A 22,701-nucleotide genomic window follows, 5' to 3' on the forward strand; every position below is an offset into this window, starting at 1 on the left:
GTCGTTACTTTCTGATTTCAAGCAGTATTGCCCCGTTCCGGCCTGTCTGTTGCTGTCGTTTGCAATTGGCATACTGATGCCCGGCGAGGCCTGCGCACAGACCACGGAGCGCAAGCTTGCCGCGCCGGCTGCCAAGCAGAAATCCAAGGTATCCAGACCGCGCAAGACGACGGCACAGGCGTCGAAGAGCAAATCCAAAGCCAGGGCAGCGGCATCGAAATCGCGCGCAGCCAAGGCGCTGAAGCACTCCAAGCCCAAAGTGGCGCTTCTGCCGCAACTCGATCCGGTAGCCGAAATGGAACTCATCGGTGAAGAAGCACTCGGCTTGAGTAACCTACTCGGTAGCCGTCCCGATGACGGACAGTCGCAGCAGAAGCTTGCCGAGCTTGCACTGCGCGCGGCGCGCGGCGCCGAACGCGCCCTTTCCCGCGGTGACGACAATCTTTTCGGCGCCTACCGGGAATTGATCCGAACGCGAATGACAGGCACCCGACCGGGACTGGAGGCCATGGCGGCACGCGGTATCGGGGCTGCCGAGTTCGCCTTGGGAACCTTCGAACTGCACGGCCTCTTCGACGAGCGCAGCATCGAGCGCGCCTGCCCGCGCTTTGCCGCGGCGCTCGAAAAGGGATTCGGCGGCGCGAAGTTCCGCCATGCCCAATGCATTGAGGCCGGCGACCCGGCGCGCGCGCTGACGCTGTTCCGCGACGCGGCAAACGCCGGGCATGCCGCCGCCATCGAGCGCCTTGGCCGAATCTGCCTCGATGCGGAGCCGCCCGATGCCACCTGCGCCTTCGAACAGCTCGAACGGGCTGCGCGCGAAGGCAGGGCCAGCGCGCGATCCCTGCTCGGCTGGATGCATGCCGAAGGCATCGGCGGCAAGGTCGACCTGGAGCGCGCCGGGCAGTACTACCGGGATGCCGCCGGGCGAGGCGAACCGTCGGCGCGCAACAACCTCGGCGAATTCCACGAGCGCGGGCGCGGTGTCGCCCAGGATGAAAAAGCCGCCTTCGAACACTACCTGGCAGCCGCGCGGGCGGGGTTCCCGCCGGCGCAGTTCAACGTCGGCCGGCTTTATGTCGCCGGCCGCGGCACCGCCGAGAACCCGGACGAAGCGCGGCGCTGGCTGAATCTTGCGGCCAAGGCCGGCATCGCCCCGGCGCAGGGCATCCTCGACATGCTGGACCGGCAAGGCGGCAAGCCGTAACCCAGAGGACGGATCGGCGCCACGCCCTGCCAACGGGGAAAACCACGCCGCTTGCTATGATCGGCGGATGAAACCCGCGACAATTCCCGCACGGCGCGGCACGCTGATGAGTGGCCTGGTGGCGCTTCTGCTGGCGAGTTGCGCGACCATCGTCCCTGGCACGCTGCGCGATACCGACCATCCGCTGGCCGGCAGGCTATGGGACACCTCCGTGCAAGGCTTCATCGACGACGCCGAACTGCTGCGTCGCGCCGCTGGCGCCGACGCCGTGCTGTTGGGCGAGATCCACGACAACCCGGAACACCATCGTTTGCAGGCCAGGCTGCTGCAGGCCCGCATCGATGCCGGCGCCCGCCCGGCGCTGCTGATGGAGCAGTTCGACATCGACCAGCAATCCGCGCTGGAGGAAGCGCGTCGCAGCAGCCGCGACCTGGCACCGCTGATGCACGGCTGGGAGTGGCCGCAGTACCAGCCGCTGGTGGCGCTGGCCGCTACCGCGGGACTGACCCTGCAGGCGGCCAACCTGCCGTGGGCGTCCGCCCGACCGGTGGTACGCGAGGGCTTTGCATCCATGGCCGCCGGCGAACTGCGACGACTCGCGCTCGAAACCACCTGGAACGATGATAGGCAAAGCTACATGACCGAAGTGATCGGGGCCTCGCATTGCGGCATGGTCACCCCGCAACTGCGCGACGGACTGGTGCGCGCACAGCGCTTGCGCGATGCGACGCTGGCCGATGCGGCACTGGACAGAATCGACCAGGGCGTGGTCTTCATCCTCGGTCGCGGCCATGCGCGACGGGATGTCGGTGTGCCGCTCTACCTGGCGGCGCGCCGCCCCGGCACGCGCGTGCTCTCGATCGGCTTCGTGGAAGTCGGCGCTGGCAAGACGGCGCCGGCACAGTACGAGACCGAGCGCGTCGGCAACATCGCGCCCTACGACATCATCTGGTTCACTCCGCGCGCGGAACGCGCCGATCCCTGCCTGGCGTTTCGCAAGTAAAACGGGCGCCGCGAAGGGCGCCCGATGAAAACCGCAGCAGGGAGAGCGCTGCGGGCACCCCTTCCTTGCGGAAGGGGCCAGGGAGAAGCTCAGCTCATTTCAGTTGTGGTAGGCCGATTCGCCGTGCGAGGTGATGTCCAGGCCCTCGCGCTCTTCGTCTTCCGGCACGCGCAGGCCGACGACGATATCCACGATCTTGTAGCAGATGAAAGCCACGGTGCCCGACCAGATCAGGGTCACGCCGACGCCGGTGGCCTGGATGATGACCTGGCCCATGATGTCGTAGTTGTCCGCGACCTTGTTCGCCACGTAGTCGTAGATGCCGCTGCCGCCCAGGCTGGGCGCCGCGAACACGCCGGTCAGCAGCGCGCCGAGGATGCCGCCGACGCCATGCACGCCGAACACGTCGAGCGAGTCATCGGCGCCGAGCAGCTTCTTCAGGCCATTGACACCCCACAGGCAGACCACGCCGGCGGCGAGGCCGATCATCAGGGCGCCGACCACGCCGACGAAACCGGCCGCCGGAGTGATCGCCACCAGGCCGGCAACAGCACCGGAGGCCGCACCGAGCATCGAGGGCTTGCCCTTGACCAGCCACTCCGTCACCATCCAGGAGGTCGCCGCCATGGCGGTCGCCAGCCAGGTGTTGACGAAGGCCAGGGCCGCCGTGCCGTTGGCTTCCAGCGCCGAACCGGCGTTGAAGCCGAACCAACCGAACCACAGCAGCGAGGCGCCGATCATGGTCATGGTCAGCGAGTGCGGGGCCATCGAGTCCTTGCGGTAGCCGACGCGCTTGCCGACCAGGTAGGCGCCGACCAGGCCGGCGACCGCGGCATTGATATGCACCACGGTACCGCCGGCGAAGTCGAGCGCGCCCTCCTGGAACAGGTAGCCGGCGGTAGCGGTGGCCTGCTTCGCGGCTTCCGCCGTGGTGTAGGCATCCGGACCGGTCCAGTACCAGACCATGTGCGTCATCGGCAGGTAGCTGAAGCTGAACCACAGCACCATGAACAGCAGCACCGCGGAGAACTTGATGCGCTCGGCGAAGGCGCCGACGATCAGGCCGCAGGTGATGGCCGCGAAGGCGCCCTGGAAGGCGACGAAGATGAACTCGGAGACAACCACGCCCTTGCTGAAGGTGGCGGCCACCGAATCCGGCGTGATGCCCTTGAGGAACAGCTTGTCGAGGCTGCCGAAGAAGCGGTTGCCCTCGGTGAAGGCCACGCTGTAGCCATACACGGCCCACAGCACGCTGATCACCGAGAAGATGATGAACACCTGCATCAAGACCGAGAGCATGTTCTTGCTGCGCACCAGGCCGCCATAGAACAGCGCGAGGCCGGGAATGCTCATCAGGATGACGAAGGCCGTGGCCACCATCAGCCAGGCATTGTCGCCGCGGTTGGGCACGGGTGCTGCCGCAGCGGCAGGAGCTGCAGCGGGAGCGGCGGCCGGACCAGCGGCCTCCATGCCGGCCATGCCGCTCGTTCCGGACATTCCCGACATCCCGGCCGGCTTTTCGTCGGCAGCCAATGCGCCACCGGCAAAGCCGACGGCGAGCACCGTCAGCAGGGTTGCAAATAGCTTTCTCATTTCGACTCTCCCTTACAGGGCTTCCTCACCGGTTTCGCCGGTGCGGATGCGGATGACTTGTTCGACGTCGAAGACGAAAATCTTGCCGTCGCCGATCTTGCCGGTGCTGGCTGCCTTTTCGATGGTTTCGATGACCTGGTCGAGCAGATCGTCGCGTATCGCGGCTTCGACCTTGACCTTGGGCAGGAAATCGACGACGTATTCGGCGCCGCGATAGAGCTCGGTATGACCCTTCTGGCGGCCGAATCCCTTGACCTCGGTGACGGTGATCCCCTGCACGCCGACGGCGGCGAGGGCCTCGCGTACCTCGTCAAGCTTGAACGGCTTGATGATGGCGGTGACGAGTTTCATGGCTGTTTCCTTTAATGAATTGGAGGTATTGGGCTTTGCTGTCCGTTCCGCCGACGCCGGCCGGGTCGCCAGCGGAACCTTCATTCAAACCTGTCAGAACGTCTTGTTGAAAGTCAGGACCGCCGTGCTCTTGCCGGCGCTGTAATTGACGGCTCCGGCCACACCACCACCCCAGCAGTAAGGATTCTGGGCTGCGGCACCGGCGGCGGCGGCGCCGCAGTCGTCCTTGGCATTGGTCGTCGACGCGGCGAGACCCACCACACCGAAGCCGAGGTCCTTGGTGACGCCAACCTTGTAATCAGTGTAGGAAGCGTCGCCATAGCCCTTGACCTTCTGGTGGCCGACATGACCCGAGATGCCCCAGCCGCTGCCCAGATCGTAGGCGGCGTTGAGTTCGAGGTAGCCGCTACCCGACGTCTTCTGGTTGGCGGTGGCGGACGGGGTCTTGGCCCAGCCGAACAGCGCGCCAAGCGAATGCGAATACTTGACGGTAAGCCACTTCCAGCTCAATGCGCCGTAGATTTCCTGGGTGTCCTGCTTCAGGATGCCGCCGGGCGTCTTGTTCTTGCCCGGATAGTTGTAGGTCAGGACGCCGACGTCGAAGCCGAGGTCGCCCGTAACCGTGCCCTTGTAGCCGCCATAGACATCGATTTCGAGGCCGGCGCTGGTGGTCTGCGTCGCGCCCGGAACGTTCAAGCCATCCTGAATCCAACTGACATTGGATGCCCAGGTGCCGGCATAGAGGCCGCTCGAATGGGCATAGTCGAAACCGCCCTGCAAGGCCGGCTTGCCGGACGTCTGCGAAATGCCGCGATACAGGTAATCGGTGGCGAAACCTACGTTGCCGGTGAAGGTGTGCGGGCTGGACGGCGCGACGGCGGCCTGGGCCAGGACGACGGTGGGAACGGAAAACAGGCCGGCGATGGCGACGGCGATCAGGGATTTGCGCATGGTGGGCTCCAATAAAGAATTGAAAATTACAGGCCCATCAATGCAGAGACCGTGCCAATTAAATTAGCGTTTAATATTCAATAAGGTACAAACATTTCTGCGGTGCGATGTCGACAACTCGCACCAAGCCGGGTTGCGAACGCCGACCAATTGCACCATTGCGGTGCGTGATGGCCGTCGCGGACGGTCGCGCCTGACGCTGTGCTAGACTTTTGCCGTGATCGCTTCGCGTCTGCCCGATCGATCCGGAGCGGGTTTTTCGCGCAGCCAATGACACCGTTTCCGACTCGACGCCAGCATCCGCCACCCCTAAACCCGTATTGCCCGTCATTGCGAATCCGCCCATGCTGAATCCAAAACTGCTCGACGAAATGTCCACCCGCGTCTCCTCGCTGCTGGCCGCGACCCCTGCCGGCGAGGTGGAAAAAAACCTGCGCGCGGCCTTGGCCGGACTGTTCGCCAAGCTCGATCTGGTGACCCGCGAGGAATTCGACGTGCAGCGCGAAGTGCTGGCGCGCACCCGGGCCAAGCTCGATGCGCTGGAAGCCCGGGTCGCCGAACTGGAAGCACGCCGACAGCCCGCTGTCCCAAGCTAGGATTTCGATGTCGCTCGCAGTCCTCCGCTCGCGAGCGTTGGCGGGCCTCGCGGCCCCGGAAGTCACGGTCGAAGTCCATCTCGCCGCTGGGCTACCGTCATTTACCCTGGTCGGACTGCCCGATACCGAAGTCAAGGAGGCGCGTGACCGTGTGCGCGCCGCGATCCAGAACTGCGGCTTCGAGTTTCCGCAACGCCGCATCACCGTGAACCTCGCCCCGGCCGATTTGCCCAAGGAATCCGGCCGCTTCGACCTGCCGATCGCACTGGGCATCCTGGTCGCCTCGGGGCAGGTCAAGGCGGCGAACCTGGACGAACACGAATTCGCCGGCGAACTGGCGCTGTCGGGCGACCTGCGCGCGGTGCGCGGCACGCTGGCCATGTGCGCTGCGATCCATTGCCAGGCCGGCAGCGGCGGCGCGCGCGCCTTCGTCCTGCCGCTGGAAAGTGCGCCGGAAGCGGCCCTGATCGAGGGCATGAACATCCTGCCGGCGCGCACCCTGCTGCAGGTCTGCGCCCACCTCGTCGGCCGTGAGATCCTGGCTCCGTTCGCCGTATCGCCAGCGCCGACTCTTGCATGGTATCCGGATCTCGCCGAGGTCAAGGGCCAGGCGCAGGCCAAGCGCGCGCTGGAAGTCGCCGCTGCCGGCGGCCACAGCCTGCTCATGAGCGGGCCGCCCGGCGCCGGCAAGTCGATGCTGGCACAACGCCTGCCCGGCCTGATGCCGCCGATGACCGACGCCGAAGCGCTGGAGTCCGCCGCAGTGCATTCGCTGGCTGGAAGCTTCACGCTCGCGCAGTGGAAGCAGCGTCCGTTTCGCGCGCCGCACCATTCCGCATCGAGTGCCGCCTTGGTCGGGGGCGGTGGTACGCCGCGACCGGGCGAGATCTCGCTGGCACATCACGGCACGCTGTTCCTCGACGAATTGCCGGAGTTCCAGCGCGGCGTGCTCGAAGCCCTGCGCGAACCGCTGGAAAGCGGACTGATCCACATCGCCCGCGCCGCGCGCCGCGCTGAATTCCCCGCGCGCTTCCAACTCGTCGCGGCGATGAACCCCTGCCCCTGTGGCTGGCTCGGACATGCCTCCGGCAAATGCCGCTGCACCCCGGACCAGGTTGCACGCTATCGCGGCAAGCTGTCGGGACCCTTGCTCGATCGCATCGACCTGATGCTCGACGTGCCTGCAGTGGCCGAAGCCGACCTCGCCGCGCGCGGCGACGGTGAATCCTCGGCCATCGTGCGCGCTCGCGTGGGTGCCGCGCGGCAGCGCCAGCAGCGACGCCAGGGCAAGCCCAATGCGCTGCTCGCGCCCGACGAAATCGACATGCATTGCCTGCCCGACCGCGACGGCGCGGCCCTGCTCAAGCGCGCCATGCGGCAGCTTGGCCTGACCGCGCGGGCCTATCATCGCATCCTCAAGGTGGCGCGCACGATTGCGGACCTGGCCGACCTCGCCGAAGGCCTGCCGCTGTCCGCCGCGCATGTCGCCGAAGCCGTGCATTACCGCCGCGGCCTCGCCAACTGAGCAGAAGCCCCGTTTCACCGCGCCTTCCGTGATGCATGACGGATGTTTGCATGACGGACGTCTGTTCTGATAGTATTTGCGCATAAACCGACGGAGCGGCCACCAGGTAAGCGGCCGCCAGCCAGCCTGTTCGGTGACCTGCCTTTGTCAATTGCGCCAGGGAGGAACACGGAATGCCAACCGACTCTTCGCGCTGCATCGGTCGGCCCATGTGCCCCGCCTTCTCGTGGGTGACGCTCGTCGCGCTGTCCGTGCTCAACGCCGCCTGCTCAGGGCTGGTCCTTAACGGCAACAACACCGCACTGCCATCCAATTTCATGCTTGGAGCACCTTATCCCGCGGACTCGCCGACCGTCGTCAAGGCGGGAGCACAGGCAATCAAACATTGGCGAAGCAAGGTTGCCGAACCAGAAAATCAACCTTCCGAATCACTCGTATCCGTTGAAAAAGCGCTCCATCCGCGGCACGAGATCGCTTTGCTGATGGTGGATCCCGGCGTCAAGACCGATTGCGGAAACAAGACCGGAGAATCCAAGCATCCGTTCGAATGTGATTACGGACACGAGCTGGATGTCCTCGGCCTCGCAACATCGGCGGTCATGTCGGACAATGGTTCCAAAACACTCGGCGTCGCGCTGTCGGGCGGCGGTTCGCGAGCCGGTTTTTTCGCGGTCGGCGCCTTGAAGGCGCTCTACAACAAAGGCGTCCTGAAGCACGTCCACTACCTTTCGACCGTCTCCGGAGGCGGTTACGCCGCGTACTGGTACTACACCCAGCTATCCCGATCCGACGCTTGGAAGACCCCCAAACAAACTCCATTCGATGACTGCTTTCCGGGGAGGAACGGGGGGCTCTACGAATCGTTCGACAAACTAAAGCCGATCGGCGATGCGATTGACTGCCAGTCTGACGGTGGCGCGGCCAACGGCAAGGACAGGGCAAGCCTGTTCCCAGCCCAAACCTACCTTTCGTCGCATACGGACCTGTTGGCCGAAGCCGATAACCAGTTGCTCGACAATCTGCCCGAGTACCTGGTAAAGATGTATCCCTTCGCAGGAGCGATCGCCTACCCACTGCTGCCGTCACACCCCAGCCCTTGGGCGCCAGGTTTCCTATCCGCGATTCCGCACCACGTGGCAAACACGATTTTCGACTGGTCGTGGAATGGATCGTTTTACGGCACCTACTACCGCAGTTCGCTTCACCGGGTGTGGGGTTCCGACGCCTCAGGCCAGCCCGACTGCAACCAGGAAATGGGTAGCCTCGGGAAGCCGCTGGAAGACAAGCAAGGCAACGTCCCCAAGTCCTGCCTCTACTATTCGCAATCAAATAAGTCGGAGAGTCTGAATAAGCCGGAGAGTCTGACCGAGCGAACACTCCAATACTGGAAGGACAAACAATCGGCGAATGCCAAGGAAGCAGAAAGGCGGCCATATCCGATCTGGATCATCAACACCATGGGCCTGCCGATCAACAGCCTCTGGACCGCATGCACAGGCAACGAAGTGCCGCCCGAGCACCGGCTGCATGTTTTCGAATTCACTCCATTCGGTTACGGCTCTGGGCTGTTCGGCTATTTCCACAGAACGGATCACGTTGTGAAAGGTCCGAAGGGGCTGGCTCCCACCCTGATGTACCCGCGCGACCTGGACCCGCTCCAGGCCGTGCACGCCTCGGGCGCGGCCTTCGATTCCGCGGCGGTCAAGAATCAACTGGCAAGATGCTCCTTCCGGCTCGCGGAGCAGCTCGGCAATTTCGCGCTCGGATTGCGTATCTCCAATCCGGTGTTCGACGGTGCTGAGCGCGTTTTTCACCGCGCCCTTCCTTGGCCGCTCTATTACCTGCATGGCGAACGGAACACGGCGCGCAACTCCGAGATATATCTGACGGACGGCGGCCACATCGACAACTTGGGAATTTATTCCCTGATCCGTCGACGCGTCGGCATCATCCTGGCTTTCGACGCGACGGAGGATGGCGATGGCGACTTTGACGACTTGCAGAAGACCAGTGCGCGGCTGGCGAAGGAAGGGATAGGAATCTCGCTGGACGGGCTTTGCACCAGGACCGACCATCACCGGTCGCCATGCGCGGACGGCCGGAACTACCAGTCAAAGTTCGATCCCCTGGAGGCAAAGCAGCGCATCTTCAATCCACTGAACGCAACGCATAGCGTCTTCTTTGGCAAGTACTACCGTCTTGACGACAAGGAAAGACACTCGATCGGGCAGCTTGTGTATGTCAAGTCCAGCCTACCCGAAGAATTTAAGGAAGGTCCTGTTTGCGACAAGGAGGCAAATAAAGCCATGCCCTGCACGACAATGGCCTTGCTGAAACAAAAAGGAAAGGACGGGGGAGGCTGGCTGAGCGGAAAGTTTCCGAACAACACGACGTTAGGAATCGTGCTCGACTCCAAAAAGCAGACCTATTGGGCATACCGCGACCTGGCGCATTTTCTATCGACCTTGGCCCTGGAAAAGGCACCTGGCGCCAACATCGAAATTCCGTCGAAATGAAGGCACTCAAAGCTCGGCGACGTGCGCCGCGCTGAGGATACGCTCGATGAATCCTTGGGCTCATCTGCCCGTCGTTTGCTTCCTCTCGGCGTGCGCGACCTGCACCGAAAGACTGGTGCCGCCGGGTTGCCCGAAGGAATACATTCAACGGCAGCAAGCCGCACAGCCGCTGGAACCTGGCACCTGCCGGCGCTTCCATGTAGATGCGACACAGGAATGGACAGGCAGCGGCGTGGACACGGCCCAGGGGCAACGCTATCGGCTACGCGTGCTGGAAGTGGTAACGCCATGGATCGACTCATGGGTGCAATCCACGCCCGAGGGAGGCTGGGGCGGAATCTGGAAGCTTGGCAGCCCGTTCGCGACATGGAAGGCGCGCGCTCCCTCGGCGCCAATGTATGGCTTGGTCTGCTCCTTCGAACGCAGCGACGAATCGGCCTGGCCCCTGTCGGAGGATTCAAGGCGCGAGGTTGCGGGCCGCGGCGGCGAATTGTCCTGCTTCGCCAACGACTGGCCGGGTCGCTACTCAAATAACTGCGGATGCGCCCTGGTCGAGGCCTGCCGCGAAAAGTAGCGACCGTGGCTCGCGCGCGGGTATTTCGCTCGTCGCGAATCAACCTGCGCAGCAACGCTAATCCGCCAGCGAGCGGCAATCCTTGAGTATCATCCACACGACGCCGTCGCGCATGCCCATGCGGCACGAAAGCGTGACAAGTTCGTCAGGACCGATCACTCAATGCCATTGCCAGAAATAGCCCTGACACCTGAGCAAGACCGCAAGGCATATCGGCATAGCCGATCGCAACCGTGACCTGACCTATCGAAGATCGCACACGTGTCCGACCCCAAGCTCACCGAGGACCTCACCGCCGCCCGGATGCCGGGACTGCCTGGCATCGCCCATGACGCGGGCGTCGAGGCGCGCTGCGGACGCCGACACGCCACGCCATTTCGGAGTCCTGGCCGAGGCCATGCGCGACGGCGACACGGAACGCATGGCCATTGCCGCGCAGCGCCATTTGTCCGGCATCGAAAACCTCGGCGCACGACGCATGCGTACCTGCTGCATGGCTCGACAATGCCCCGGCCGCGCCGGCACGATTGCCGGCGCCGAAGCCGGCCTGGGGCAAAGCGGCTGGAATTCGCGCAGGCGCGGGCAGCACTGGCGGAAATCACCGCAAAGCCGGCATAGAATCCCACGTCCCGTCCGCAATGCCGTTGCCGCCGCCGAAGCACCCCGCCCCCTTCCAGAATGGGTCCTCACACCCAGGAGCGTCACCATGAAGTACCTCGTCATTCCCGTAACCCCCTTTGAACAGAACTGCACCCTGATCTGGTGCACCGAGACCATGCAGGGCGCCTTCGTCGATCCCGGTGGTGACCTGGAACGCCTGACCGATGCCGCGTCTCGCCAGGGCGTCGCGATCGAGAAAATCCTCCTCACCCACGGCCACATCGACCATGCCGGCGGCGCCGGCGAACTCGCCGCACGGCTCGACGTGCCGATCGAGGGCCCGCAGCGCGAGGAGAGCTTCTGGATCGACCAGTTGGTCGCGCAAAGCCGCAGCTTCGGCTTCCCGCCGGCGCGGCCCTTTATCCCCGACCGCTGGCTGGAGGACGGCGATACCGTGACAGTGGGCAAGGAAATCCTCTCCGTGCTCCACACACCGGGCCACACGCCGGGCCACGTGGTGTTCTTCCACGCGGCGTCGAAGCTGGCCCTGGTCGGCGACGTGCTGTTCGCCGGTTCGATCGGGCGCACCGATTTCCCGCGCGGCAGCCACCAGGCGCTGATCGACTCGATCCGCCAAAAGCTCTGGCCGCTGGGAAACGACGTCCAGTTCATTTCCGGCCACGGGCCGATGTCCACCTTCGGCACCGAACGCCGCAGCAATCCATTCGTCGGCGACAACGCCTGACATAAACCGAAGCATTCGATAAAAGGGAGACGATATGAGCCATCAATGGAAGTTCTTCCGCGCCGGCGGTTTCGACCAGGTGCGGATCGACACCGCCGCCGACCTGCTGAACCTTAAGGAACTCGACCAGAAACTTTGGGTCGCCCTGTCCTGCCCGACCAAGGGCATCGAGTTCGACGCGCGCACGCTTGAATTGCTCGACAGCGACGCCGACGGCCACATCCGGGCGCCGGAACTGCTGGCCGCCATCGACTGGGCGGCAGCACGCCTGACCGACAGCGCGGTGCTCGAGCAAAAGCTGAACGGCGTGCCCCTGGCCGCGATCAAGGACGAGGCCATCCTCGCCGCCGCGAAGGGCCTGCTGCCCGACGGCGGCGCGATGATCAGCGTCGACGCCGCGAGCGCCGCCGAGGCCGAATACACCGCGCGCGCGCTGGCCGCCTGGGAAGCCTCCGGCAGCGCGGCGCGGCCGCTGGGCGATGCCACCGAAACGGCGTGCGCAGCGCTGGCCGCGGTCAAGGACAAGCTCGACGACTTCTTCGTGCGCTGCCGGCTGGCCGCCTTCGACGAACGCGCCGGCCAGGCCATGAATGCCTCGGACGACAGCTTCAAGGCCCTCGGCGGCGCGACGCTGAGCAACGGCCATGCCGACATCGCCGCACTGCCGCTGGCAAGAGTCGGCGCTGGCGCCACGGTGCCGCTCGGCGCGGGGATCGATTCCGGCATCAACCCGGCCTGGGCAGAGCGCATCGGCGCCCTGCGCGAAGCCGTGGTGGTGCCACTGCTCGGTGCGCGGCCCGGCCTTTCGGAAAGCGATTGGCTCGCGGTGCAGGACCAGCTCGCCGTGTACAACGCGTGGCAGGCCGCCAAGCCGGCCGGGTTGCCGCCCGAAGCCGAGGCGGTGCGCGACCTGGAACGCCTGGCGCGCTATGTGCGCGACCTGCTGCCGCTGGCCAACAACTTTGTCGCCTTCCGTGACTTCTACACGCGCCAGGGCAAGGCGACGTTCCAGATCGGCACCCTCTACCTCGACGGGCGCTCCGCCGAACTTTGCGTCGCCGTCGCCGACGCCGGCAAGCACGCGGCGCTGGCCGGGCTGTCGCGCATCTGCCTGGTGTATTGCGACTGCGTGCGCAACGGAGAAAAGCTCTCGATCGCCGCCGCCTTCACCGCCGGCGATTCCGACCAGTTGATGGCGCTGCGCAACGGCGTGTTCTACGACCGCCAGGGACGCGACTGGGACGCCACCATCACCAAGATCGTCGACCACCCCATCAGCCTGCGCCAGGCCTTCTGGTCGCCCTACAAGAAGCTCGCGCGCATGGTCGGCGAACAACTGCAGAAGCTCGCCGCGAGCAAGGCCGCCGGGGTAGAGGGCAAGCTCGCCGAAACCGCTGCCGCCACGGCGAAGAAGGCCGACGCGGCACCCAAGCCCGCGCCGGCTCAGCAGGCGTTCGACGTCGGCAAATTCGCCGGCATCTTCGCCGCCATCGGCCTGGCGGTCGGCGCCATTGGCACCGCCGTGGCCTCCATGCTCACCGGCCTGCTCGGCCTGCACTGGTGGCAGGTTCCGATCGCGCTGGCCGGCCTGATGCTGCTGATATCCGGACCCGCCGTGATCATGGCCTGGTTCAAGCTCAGGAGCCGCAACCTCGGCCCGGTGCTCGACGCCAACGGCTGGGCGGTGAATGCGCGCGCGCGCATCAACATCCCCTTCGGCACCTCGCTGACGCAGATGGCCCAGCTGCCCGAAGGCGCGCAACGCGCGCTGTCCGATCCCTACGCGGAGAAGGAACGGCCGTGGAAAACCTACGCCGCGTTCGCGATCATCGCCTTCGTCGCGGCGGTTTATTGGACGCGATGAACACACACTGACGCGGCGGCGTCAGCGATAGCTGGCCGCCACGTCCGCCAGCTCGCGCGCCACCAGTTTGCGCAGCGCGGCCGGCGCCTCGACCACCACGTGCGAGCCGTGGCGCAGGATGTCCATCAACAGTTCGCGTTCGTCGGCATACGGCACCGTCAGCCGGTAGCTGCCGTCGGCCAGTAGTTCGCCCCGTTGCTCGCGGTGCCAGCGCTCGGCGCGCACCCAGCGCGCGCGTTCCGGGGTGAAGCGCAGGACCGCTCTGGCCTTCGGCGCGCCGCCAAAGATGCCGTAGGACGTGCCGTAATGCGCGTCGAGTTTCGCCGCCGCCACCTCGCGCGCCTTCTCCTTGCGCGGCGCCACGCGCTGGATCGCATCCACCGAAAAGCTGCGCAGCGCGCCGCGCAAGTGGCACCACGCATCGAGGTACCAGTTGTCGCGGTAATGCACCAGGCGCTGCGGCGAGACGACGCGCGTGTCCAGCGTATCGCGGCCGCGATTCCAGGCATCGATCTCGACCCGGCGCCGTTCCAGCAGCGCCAGAGCCAGCTCGCTGAAAAAGCGCGGCTCGACGCTGCGCCGGTTCATCGCGATCAGGCGCACGCGCTCCGCGATTTGCGCGGACGAATGCCCCGAGGCTTCGAGCAGGGCCGCGAGCCGCGATTGCAGCGGCGCCAGTTGCGCGGCAAGGATGCCCGGCTCGATGTCGGCCAGCAGTTGCTGCGCCGCCAGCAGCGCGTACAACTCGCCCGCTGTGAACCACAGCCCCGGCAATTCGTAGGCGGGCCCGGCGGCCGCGCTCTCGAAGCGATAGCCGCCCGCGAAACGGTCCCAGACGATGGGCGCGTGCAAGCGGTCGCGCAGGTATTCCACGTCGCGCTTGAAGGTCGCACGCGAGATGTCGAGCTCTTCGAGGAATACCTCGATCGGCACCAGATGGCGCTCGTGCAGCATCTGGTCGATGCGGTAGAAACGTTCGGTGCGGTTCATCCCATCCTCCTCGCCGTGTCGCCAGCGACCGCAGGAAGTCCCCGTGGGGCGCCGACTCTTGATCCCGCATGATATGCCGTTGGTGGCTCCGTATTTGAGCCACCGGCGCGATACGCTGATGTCGAACCGGCACAGGGAGGCATCATGGACAGACGATCATTCATCGAACGCATCGCCGCGCTGATCGGGATCGGCGTCGCGGCGCCGGACGCGCGGGCCGAAACCACGCCGCCGATCGAATTGCAGCGCTCGCCGGTGGCGGGCTTCCAGTACCACCAAGGCGAGGCGGTGTGGCCCCTGCTCGCGGTCGGCGCCGCGCTGGACCTGGTACGCGAACCGGAAAACGCCTACGACGAACGCGCCGTGCGCATCGACTGGCAAGGCCGCAAGCTCGGCTACGTGCCGCGCATCGACAATGCCGCCGTCAGCCACCTGCTCGACAGCGGCCACGCCGTGAGCGCCGGGATCATCGCCCTGCACGAATCGCACAATCCTTGGGACCGCATCGAGTTCGCACTGCTTCTGACGCCTTGAGCTTGCGCCGCGACGAGCCCGATATGTGCCTCTTTCGCGCCTTGCTGCCGTTCGTGGAGGCCGTCGTCGCCACACTGGTCGCAATGGCGGTCCTGGCTGTCGTCGTCGGCCTGGCGATCGGCGCACTTCAATAGCCGGCGTTTCCGTATCGCCGGCGCCGACTCTTGTCCGATGCGCATTGCGCTGCACCGCCCGCTAAGGCAACGGCGTCTTGCGGAGAAACGAAGGAATCTCATATCCCCCCGCGGGCTCGTTCGCCTTTGGCTTTTCTCCGATCACCCTGCCGCGCTCGACGAGCAGCACGACTTCGCACTCGGACAACCATTCGTAGCCCAATAGAACATCGCGGAGAAATTTGCGTGGCCACAGGCCCAGCTCACCCGAGAACCACTCGGCGAATACCGGGGCGGTTGCGCCGGGGAATATCGCGGACAACGATCGCTGGAAAAGTTCTTCGGACTCGGCCTTCGTTGCTGCCGCGGAACCACGCCCGGGCCAAGGCCAAGGCGAAATCCAATCCAGGTAGAGCCTGCCGTGCCGGATCGCCCAGATTGCCCGGTAGCCGCGCCAGCACGCGGTACAACTGGTGGCAAACATTTCAGGTTTGAGTCGCCGCTCGCTGAAATAGGCTTCGAGCGGTTCCGAACACAAGTTATGGAAACGCCGCTTGTATCGAATCGAGTCCGGGTATTGGGCAGTCATCGCAATTGGATCGCGCAAGGAATACCCCAATTGTCGGGTATGACTGGCTCAAAAACCGCGCCACCCGCGGCTCATGTCGCCGTGTCGCCAGCGCCGACTTTTGCAGCCGAGTCATGGCACCCGGTTGGCGCCGGGCGTGCCGATTCAGTACGGAATGGTGGGCACTGGTTCGCTTTGGACGCATGCGGGCGCGAGCAGGCTCGCCACGCGCGCACCGCCCTGCTTGGCCAGCGCCGGATTCTGCAGCCACATCTGGATGAAGAACTCGCGCATCTGATCGGATTGAGCCAGGCGCGCGAGCATGAGCTCCTGCGGGATCGTGACCGGCGGGCGAATGGTGTCAGGCATTCGGGTCCTCCCCGCGCTTGATCCTTTCCAGCGCCTCGATGTCCAGCCGGTCCTTGGGTCGGTTCGCGGCGCGCTTCATCACCAGCAGATCGTCGATCGACGCGATAGGCACATGCCGTCCGAACAGGTCGCCGGCAACCGCGTTGGCCATCAGCGTCTCGAAGGAAACTTCCGGCCGCACGATCACATCGACCACGCCGCCGCCCGCCTGCGGCTCGCGCAGCGAGAACGCCAGCATGCCTTTTTCGCGATGCCACCGTGCGATCTGGTCCGCATTGCGCAACGATTCGATGGGCACCGGGATTCCCGGTGTCAGACCGTGCCGCTTCGCGACATCGATGAAGCGCGCCAGGTTCTCATCGTTCATCGCCAGCACCAGGTCGATATCGAAGGTGCTGCGCATATAGCCGTGCAACTGGACGGCCAGGCCGCCCACCAGCACGTAGTCGACCCGTGCGTCGGTCAGTAACTGAAGTAGTTCAACGGTCTTCATGCACCGATGATCGCATGGATAAGCCGTCGCGACTATTGGTCAAGAACAACCCGGTCGCCGTATCGCCAGCGCCGACTTTCGAACTTGCTTGCAGGCCGCCGTTCGCGGACTACGCCGCGACCTGCTCGAAAGTGAAATGTGGAATGTCAGCGCGATCACGCGCATGCTCGACGGTAATCGCAACGATGTTGCCCTTCGCGTCGAGATCGAGCAGGGTGTTCTCGTCCAAGTCCTTGGTTTCCGCGACCTCGTCCTTGCGGAACTCGATGTACAAGGTGTCGGTGTCCTGAAAGTACTTGATGTTCATTTCTCTGCCCCTCGATCCAAGAATGCATTGTGCACCGTTTCGCCGTCGTCAAGCAGGACGACGCGCAGCCAACGATCTCCCGCCTCCGGAATACGCGCCCAGCGCCGAATGCGGCCGTCTTGCTGAATTACCTCTCTTTCCGGAGCGGTAACCACGCGCTTGATCCAGTCGAGCTGGATCGACGACCGATCCGGCCGCCGGCGTGTCGTCAGGAAGTATTGGGTAAATTTCATTCGCTGTTTTCGGCGAAGAACCGGGCGACTTCGGTTGCGCTGGCGAACTCGCCCCGGTCCGCCGCAGAGACCCGTGCCGCAAGCATCTTCGTGTAGCTTGGCTCATCAACTGAATATGATTTCAGCGCCTCGGTGATTCCAGATTCGCCGCACGGGGTTCCTTTGGGGACAATGACGTTCCGTTTCATCGAATCCTCCAAAACTTGGTGTCGCCACCACACGCCGCCCTGGGGGTTGCCAATGACGTCTGTTATCGCGAAAAAGCGTCTATGCGCTACCGCCTTCATATGCTTCCGCACAATCACAAATTTCAGTCAGCACATCTGGCACCGGGCGCCCGGTGATCATGAAACGGCTACCGTTTCGCCAGATGCCCAGGTTGAATGCGCCAGCATTCGTTTGCTGCAAAGGATAGTACTGATTTTCAGGCTCATGATGCATGTCGTCCATGACCAGCAGGCGCCTCGGTCCAAGCGGAAATGAAACAATCCCATCGGGCGTGCCAAAACCAGCGGTTTCGCGCGACAGATGCTGGATTGCAACGGGCCTATCCGAAGTAACGAAGGTGTCCGTCTCGGCAAACACTACTGACCAGCGCTTCTTCATCAGCATTTCCGCAATCGAAATCGCTTCAGAACGAACAATGTCCACAAACAATTTGTCGTGCTCATTCTTTCCCCACGAATGGAATTCACGCCAGCCCTGCGCATCCACGGGAAATGTCCTTCCCCACATTTCGAAAGAATCCAAGCGCGGCGTTCCATCGGGCCAACGTGGCATGCCCGCAAAGAATGCGACGAGCTGCTGATGGATAGCCTCGACCATCTTTCGGGTTTCGGGATTTCGCAGATGCATGACCGCAACAAACAGCGCAACGCCGTTCCGTATTACCACGTCATCTAGCTGCGCAAACCCTTCAGCCAACTCCTTCCAAATCCTCCCAAGCGTCGCTTCAATTTTCTCCAACTGATCTTCCAAACTCCAATCACGGCTTCCGTCTGGCTCAAGTGGCGCGTAGAGATAGCGTTTGCCGCAAACATTCCGAATCCACGTCAGGGATTCGTCTTGATCCGAGGCGTCCTTCGAGAATATCCAGACTTGGGGTCGCTTTGCGCTACGAGTTTCAGGTGTTGCGAAGTATCGGAGGTAGAACTCAGGCACCCAATGCAAATGCTTTCTCTTGGGTCTCACGCGATGCTTCGGATTGCGGATCACGGAATAAACCTACCCCATCCACCGCCCGTCCTCGACGCGCCGGGCGCGGCCGAGGGCTTCCAGCGCGGCGAGGATGTCGGGCAGGCGGGATTTCCAGCGGCCCTTGCCGGTGAAGCTGGCGGCGAGTTGGGCTTCGGTTTGGGTGGCGGGCGAATCGGCGAGGAGGCGGGCGACGGCGGCGAGTTGTTCGGGCAGGGTTTGCGGCCAGGCTTGCGGAGCCGTTGCGCGGGCCGCAGTCGGAGGGATCGTGGCGGCGTCGAGCTTTTGCATCCCGCGCCCGGCGCCCCCGGTCTCCAGCCCGATGGGGGCTTGCAGCGCTTGCGGGTGCTGGAATTCCGGACGCAGCCAGCGGATGGTGCCGGCGGCTTCCTCGGCGCGGCGTTCAAGGTTGAGGGCGACCAGGCGCGCGAGCAGGGTTTGTTCGTCCGGCCGGTCGTGCCAGCCATAGGCGTCAAGCACGGCGGCGTCGAGTTCGTCGTGCAGGCTTTTCAGCACGGCGACCAGGCCTTTTTCGTGGATCAGCTTCTCTTTCGCGCTCAGTGGGGTTCCATTCGCCGTGTCACCAGCGACCGAAGGAAGTCCCTGTGGGGCGCCGACTCTTGCGAGGACGTTGTAAAGGCCGGTCAGCGTCAGTTCGTCGTGCGCGGCGAGCACGCGCTTGCGATGCGCGTCGATCTGTTCGGCGAGGTCGCGGATGTGGGCTTGCTGGGTCGGCGTGGCGACGGGGAAGGGGAAGGCATCGAAGCAAGAGGTCTTGTTGTAGACCGGGCGATCTTCCAACGTTGCGCCAGCCGCCAACGCCCAAACAACATGGACGTGGCTGGACAGCACGCCGAGACAATACGCGTCGCCGAGCGCGATGGCGATCAACTTGTCGTCGGGCAGGATCGCACCGTCGAGAAACTGGAAGAGGCGATGCTTGGCGGTCTGGCCAGTGGCGATGTAACGCGGAAGACCCGCGACGCTGGCGCGCATGCGCGGTTGGCTCTCGCCGAACAGCCACCAGTTCTTACGGCGCGACTCGCGCGGATTGTGGTCACGTGCTGGCTTCACTCGATCATGCAGCCATTGCCAAGTCGCTGGATAACGCTGGCGCAACTCGGCTTCGGTCAAGCCGAAGGTGTCGATCACCAGCACGCCACGCGGTCTGTCGGTAAGGTCCTTGCCATTGCGATAAGGGCGAAGTAGCGCACCACCATCGAGCGCCGTGCCTTCATCTGGCGCAACTAGAAAGCCCTCGCCGTGGGGAATCATGCCGCGATAGCTCAAGCCCGACGTAGCCTGCAAGGCCTGCGCCGCCGTCACGTCAGCGCCGACTTTCAGATCGGCGTGTATCTTGCCGCGGCTTTCGGCCAGTTCCACTTCCAGGCCTTCGCCCTTGCCTTCGCGTTCGGCGGTCACGCTGCACAGCCTGCCCTCTCCGGCACCCGGCGCCCCGACGGTCATGGCGATCCTCACGGCGGCGCCGTCGGCGTTGTCCACCCAGGGATGGTCGGGCACGGCGAAGGCCAGATGAAGCCCGGCGTCGAGCGCGCCTTGCACCACGCGGCGGTTGAAGGCCTGCGTCAGGCTGTTGGTGGTAATGAAGCCGAAGCGCGCCAGCCTGCCTTGCGCCACGAGTTGCGCGGCGCGCTGCCACCAGAACATGACGAAGTCGGCCGACTCGGGCACCGCCGGCCACGCCCCGCGCAGGGCGTCGACATAGCCGTCGCCGAGAGCGGTACGCATGCGCTTGTTGCCGATGAAGGGTGGATTGCCGACCACCACGTCGGCTTGCGGCCATTCGGCGGGGCGCGGATTCAGGTAGCGCATCAGCGGCGCGCGCGCGGCCTCGTCCGGCACGTCTTCGCCCGTGACCGGATGCTTCCTGGTCGTGCGGCCGTCCCAGCGGCTGACGGGGATGCCGTGGGCGTCGAACACGGGCAGGACATCGTCCCAGGCCAGCACCGCGTCGCGGCATTCGATGTTGCGGAAATCCTTGAGGATGGGGCTGGGCGGCAGGCCGCTGCCTTGCGTCCGGAAATGCCATTGCAGGTAGCCGATCCACAGCACCAGTTCGGCGATGGCCGCCGCGCGCGGGTTGAGTTCGAGGCCGAGGAACTGGTGCGGGTCGACGGTGAGGCCCTCGGCTTCGAGCAGGGACTGGGTTTCGCCGAGGTCGTGTATCTGGTTGAGCACTTCGCCTTCGAGGCGCTTGAGGTGCTCCAGCGCGACGTAAAGGAAATTGCCGCTGCCGCAGGCCGGATCGAGCACGCGCAGGCTGCACAGCCGGTGGTGGAAGGCGCGCAGTTCGGCCAGCGCCTCTTTCTGTTTGCCCTCGTTGGCGAGCAGCACGGCGGCGCCTTGCACGTAGGCCCAGCTCTGGCGCAGCGGCTCGATGACGGTGGGCTGGACCAGGCGGTCGACATAGGCGCGCGGCGTGTAATGGGCGCCCAGCGCGTGGCGTTCATGCTGGTCCAGCGCGCGTTCCAGCAGGGTGCCGAAGATGGCCGGCTCGACCTGGGTCCAGTCAGCCTTGGAGGCTTCGAGCAGCAGGGCGATTTGTTGCTTCGCCAGCGGCAAGACCTCGGGCGACTTGAACAGCTTGCCGTTGAAGCGCGGCAGGGTACGGCGCAGCACGACGGAAAAGCCGCCGCTATCCATCTCCTGCCACAGCGCGCCGACCAGCGGCACGAATTGCGCCGGCTCGCCGGCCAGGCTTTTCAGCAGCTCGGTGAAGCTGGCCCTGGGGATCAGCCCGACATCCTCGGCGAACATGCTGAACAGGCAGCGGGTGAGGAAGCCGGCGACGGATTCGGCGGCATGGCCCGAGGCCTCCAGCGACTTGGCGAGCTCGGCGAGATGCGCGGCGAGCTCGCGCGTGACGCGGGCCGAGTGGCGCGTGGGGTCGAGCGCCAGCGGGTCGAGCCAGACGGCGGCCAGACGCGCGCGGACGGCCGGGTCGCGCAGGTCGGCAAGCCGGATGCGGTGCGAGCGCGGATCGGGGAAAGGCACGTAGGTGGCGCCGCTGCGCGTGAATTCGGCATACAGCTCGATGACGTTGCCGACATCGACCACGATCAGAAAGGGCGGCCGGCCTTCCTCGGCGGGCAGGGCGCGGGCGTAGTTCTCGGCCTGGCCGCGCGCGCGCAGAAGGGCGTCGTCGAACACCCTGCCCTGCGCTTCGGCCAGCCGCGTCTGCTTGGCTTCGAGGATGAAGGCGGCGCGGCGGTAGCAGTCGATGTAGCCGCTGGAACTGGAGCCGTCGCCGTGGCGGAAGGTGACGCGGCGCTCGAAGACATAGGCGTTGCCCTCGGCCTCGGCCACCGCCGGCTCGGGCTTGGGCAGGCCGAGCAGTTCGCACAGTTCGGTGATGAAGAGCTGGTAGTTGGCGCGCTCCGACCCGCCGGCGGCCTGCCAGCGGGCGATGAAGGTTTCGACGGAATCGGCGCTCATCGGGTCGGGCAAAGGGCGACCGGAGGGAAGGCTTCGGCACGCTTCGCCTTGCTCACGAAATCCTTGTCGAAAGTCATCAGCGTGGCGGTGGCGGGTGACAGGCCCAGATGCAGCGCGTCGGCGAAGTCCAGCCCCTGCTCGAACCACTGTACGGCGCGATACAGCGCGCTTTCATTGGGCAAGCGCATGTTGGGCAGGCCCAGCACATGGCGCAGCGCGACGGCGATCTCGGCGCGGGAACAATCGCTGCATTCCAGCACCCAGACCAGTTCGAGGACGATGGTGTGGGTGACGGTGACCTGCGGCGCGGAGTCGAGCAGGCGCGCGACGCGCCTGCCTTGGGCGGCGTCGTCGTTGAGCAGGTAGCGCAGCAGCAGATTGGTGTCGAGAACGATCATCGTCGCCTCACCGCGCCGCGTTCTTGCGCTTCAACATCTCGCCGACGCCGCGCTTGATGTCTTCCGCGGCCGGCGCCTTGCGCCCAGGCCTGGCAAGCAAGCCAAGGCCCGGCGCGACCTCGGTGCGGGGAAAGCGCTGCTCCGCCTGGCGCAGGCGCAACTCGTCGCCCTCTGCCGTGATCGACAACTCGCTGCCGGCCTCGATGTGGAACGCAGCGCGCAATTGACGCGGAATCACTATCTGGCCCTTGCTCGACACCCGTACCGTGGTCATGGCAACTCCATAAGTAAGACTGGGTAAGACGGATCATAGCAGAGGCGACGCGAGCCCTGAATAGGCATGCCGCTTGATATCCGCGCTCGCTCTATCGCCCGCTCTTTGTCGCGCTGACAAAGAACCAGATCACGGCACGGACGATGATGATTCCCGTCAGCGCGTAACCGAGGGACCACAAGCCGATTCCGAATCGCGACCACTAAAAGCAAGACCAGGACGATGAATGCCTCCACCAACCAGGCGA

Annotated in this window: 24 protein-coding genes; 10 read left to right on the forward strand and 14 right to left on the reverse strand. The window is 64.8% G+C overall.

From position 1 onward, the window contains the following. Positions 1-76 precede the first annotated feature (76 nt). Both J0M27_RS10235 and J0M27_RS10240 read left to right on the forward strand, forming a co-directional pair. A complete protein-coding gene (locus tag J0M27_RS10235; RefSeq protein WP_294990821.1) occupies positions 77-1,207 on the forward strand; it encodes a tetratricopeptide repeat protein in 1,131 nt (376 codons plus the stop codon). 67 nt (positions 1,208-1,274) lie between these two features. After that, positions 1,275-2,210 (forward strand): ChaN family lipoprotein, encoded by a 936-nt coding sequence (locus J0M27_RS10240; RefSeq protein WP_294990824.1) that lies wholly within the window; start codon positions 1,275-1,277, stop codon positions 2,208-2,210. A 99-nt stretch (positions 2,211-2,309) separates the two neighbouring features. Here the strand turns inward: J0M27_RS10240 and amt are convergent, their stop codons facing one another. From amt to J0M27_RS10255, 3 genes are all read right to left on the reverse strand, one after another. Next, positions 2,310-3,803: an ammonium transporter gene (amt, locus tag J0M27_RS10245; protein ID WP_294990826.1), complete on the reverse strand. Its 1,494-nt coding sequence runs from the start codon at positions 3,801-3,803 to the stop codon at positions 2,310-2,312. Between the two features lie 12 nt (positions 3,804-3,815). Continuing rightward, entirely contained in the window at positions 3,816-4,154 is a 339-nt protein-coding gene (glnK, locus tag J0M27_RS10250) for a P-II family nitrogen regulator (RefSeq protein WP_294990829.1), read from the reverse strand. A gap of 93 nt (positions 4,155-4,247) precedes the next feature. Further along, positions 4,248-5,105, reverse strand: a complete 858-nt coding sequence (locus J0M27_RS10255; RefSeq protein ID WP_294990832.1) for a TorF family putative porin — start codon at positions 5,103-5,105, stop codon at positions 4,248-4,250. Between the two features lie 344 nt (positions 5,106-5,449). Here J0M27_RS10255 and J0M27_RS10260 point away from each other — a divergent pair, with 344 nt between their 5' ends. From J0M27_RS10260 to J0M27_RS10285, 6 genes are all read left to right on the forward strand, one after another. After that, the gene (locus J0M27_RS10260) at positions 5,450-5,701 is read left to right on the forward strand and encodes an accessory factor UbiK family protein (protein ID WP_294990835.1); all 252 of its coding nucleotides are present in this window, start codon (positions 5,450-5,452) and stop codon (positions 5,699-5,701) included. A 7-nt stretch (positions 5,702-5,708) separates the two neighbouring features. Further along, on the forward strand, positions 5,709-7,226 hold the full coding sequence (locus tag J0M27_RS10265) for a YifB family Mg chelatase-like AAA ATPase (protein WP_294990838.1): 1,518 nt from the start codon (positions 5,709-5,711) through the stop codon (positions 7,224-7,226). Positions 7,227-7,399: 173 nt separating this feature from the next. Beyond that, positions 7,400-9,742, forward strand: a complete 2,343-nt coding sequence (locus tag J0M27_RS10270) for a patatin-like phospholipase family protein (protein WP_294990841.1) — start codon at positions 7,400-7,402, stop codon at positions 9,740-9,742. A gap of 46 nt (positions 9,743-9,788) precedes the next feature. Next, positions 9,789-10,316, forward strand: coding sequence for a hypothetical protein (locus tag J0M27_RS10275; RefSeq protein ID WP_294990844.1), 528 nt, complete (start codon positions 9,789-9,791; stop codon positions 10,314-10,316). Between the two features lie 328 nt (positions 10,317-10,644). Next, entirely contained in the window at positions 10,645-11,661 is a 1,017-nt protein-coding gene (locus tag J0M27_RS21380) for an MBL fold metallo-hydrolase (RefSeq protein WP_365962552.1), read from the forward strand. Between the two features lie 34 nt (positions 11,662-11,695). Then, the gene (locus tag J0M27_RS10285) at positions 11,696-13,525 is read left to right on the forward strand and encodes a hypothetical protein (protein WP_294990846.1); all 1,830 of its coding nucleotides are present in this window, start codon (positions 11,696-11,698) and stop codon (positions 13,523-13,525) included. A 21-nt stretch (positions 13,526-13,546) separates the two neighbouring features. On the opposite strand, the gene J0M27_RS10290 is transcribed toward J0M27_RS10285, so the two are convergent. After that, entirely contained in the window at positions 13,547-14,515 is a 969-nt protein-coding gene (locus tag J0M27_RS10290) for a WYL domain-containing protein (RefSeq protein WP_294990849.1), read from the reverse strand. Between the two features lie 144 nt (positions 14,516-14,659). Here J0M27_RS10290 and J0M27_RS10295 point away from each other — a divergent pair, with 144 nt between their 5' ends. Further along, positions 14,660-15,049: an HIRAN domain-containing protein gene (locus J0M27_RS10295; RefSeq protein WP_294990852.1), complete on the forward strand. Its 390-nt coding sequence runs from the start codon at positions 14,660-14,662 to the stop codon at positions 15,047-15,049. A 2-nt stretch (positions 15,050-15,051) separates the two neighbouring features. Then, the gene (locus J0M27_RS10300; RefSeq protein ID WP_294990854.1) at positions 15,052-15,183 is read left to right on the forward strand and encodes a hypothetical protein; all 132 of its coding nucleotides are present in this window, start codon (positions 15,052-15,054) and stop codon (positions 15,181-15,183) included. Between the two features lie 61 nt (positions 15,184-15,244). Here the strand turns inward: J0M27_RS10300 and J0M27_RS10305 are convergent, their stop codons facing one another. The 10 genes from J0M27_RS10305 to J0M27_RS10350 form a co-directional block, all read right to left on the reverse strand. Further along, the gene (locus J0M27_RS10305; RefSeq protein ID WP_294990856.1) at positions 15,245-15,769 is read right to left on the reverse strand and encodes a hypothetical protein; all 525 of its coding nucleotides are present in this window, start codon (positions 15,767-15,769) and stop codon (positions 15,245-15,247) included. A 126-nt stretch (positions 15,770-15,895) separates the two neighbouring features. Continuing rightward, positions 15,896-16,099 carry a hypothetical protein gene (locus J0M27_RS10310; RefSeq protein ID WP_294990858.1) on the reverse strand — a complete coding sequence of 68 codons (204 nt, stop codon included), beginning with the start codon at positions 16,097-16,099 and terminating at the stop codon, positions 15,896-15,898. Continuing rightward, entirely contained in the window at positions 16,092-16,592 is a 501-nt protein-coding gene (locus J0M27_RS10315) for a hypothetical protein (protein ID WP_294990860.1), read from the reverse strand. The genes J0M27_RS10310 and J0M27_RS10315 overlap by 8 nt, the downstream gene beginning before the upstream one ends. Before the next feature lie 109 nt (positions 16,593-16,701). Next, complete coding sequence (locus J0M27_RS10320) at positions 16,702-16,899, reverse strand: DUF2283 domain-containing protein (protein WP_294990863.1); 198 nt, start codon at positions 16,897-16,899, stop codon at positions 16,702-16,704. Next, positions 16,896-17,132, reverse strand: coding sequence for a hypothetical protein (locus J0M27_RS10325; protein ID WP_294990866.1), 237 nt, complete (start codon positions 17,130-17,132; stop codon positions 16,896-16,898). The genes J0M27_RS10320 and J0M27_RS10325 overlap by 4 nt, the downstream gene beginning before the upstream one ends. After that, the gene (locus tag J0M27_RS10330; RefSeq protein WP_294990869.1) at positions 17,129-17,320 is read right to left on the reverse strand and encodes a hypothetical protein; all 192 of its coding nucleotides are present in this window, start codon (positions 17,318-17,320) and stop codon (positions 17,129-17,131) included. The genes J0M27_RS10325 and J0M27_RS10330 overlap by 4 nt, the downstream gene beginning before the upstream one ends. A 79-nt stretch (positions 17,321-17,399) precedes the next feature. Next, positions 17,400-18,347: a DUF4238 domain-containing protein gene (locus J0M27_RS10335; protein ID WP_294990872.1), complete on the reverse strand. Its 948-nt coding sequence runs from the start codon at positions 18,345-18,347 to the stop codon at positions 17,400-17,402. Positions 18,348-18,356: 9 nt separating this feature from the next. Next, the gene (locus J0M27_RS10340) at positions 18,357-21,782 is read right to left on the reverse strand and encodes a DNA methyltransferase (RefSeq protein WP_294990875.1); all 3,426 of its coding nucleotides are present in this window, start codon (positions 21,780-21,782) and stop codon (positions 18,357-18,359) included. Continuing rightward, positions 21,779-22,180 carry a type II toxin-antitoxin system VapC family toxin gene (locus J0M27_RS10345; RefSeq protein ID WP_294990878.1) on the reverse strand — a complete coding sequence of 134 codons (402 nt, stop codon included), beginning with the start codon at positions 22,178-22,180 and terminating at the stop codon, positions 21,779-21,781. The genes J0M27_RS10340 and J0M27_RS10345 overlap by 4 nt, the downstream gene beginning before the upstream one ends. A gap of 7 nt (positions 22,181-22,187) precedes the next feature. Then, positions 22,188-22,454, reverse strand: a complete 267-nt coding sequence (locus J0M27_RS10350) for an AbrB/MazE/SpoVT family DNA-binding domain-containing protein (RefSeq protein ID WP_294990881.1) — start codon at positions 22,452-22,454, stop codon at positions 22,188-22,190. Positions 22,455-22,701 lie beyond the last annotated feature (247 nt).

The organism is Sulfuritalea sp., assembly GCF_017302275.1.
GTDB lineage: Bacteria > Pseudomonadota > Gammaproteobacteria > Burkholderiales > Rhodocyclaceae > Sulfuritalea.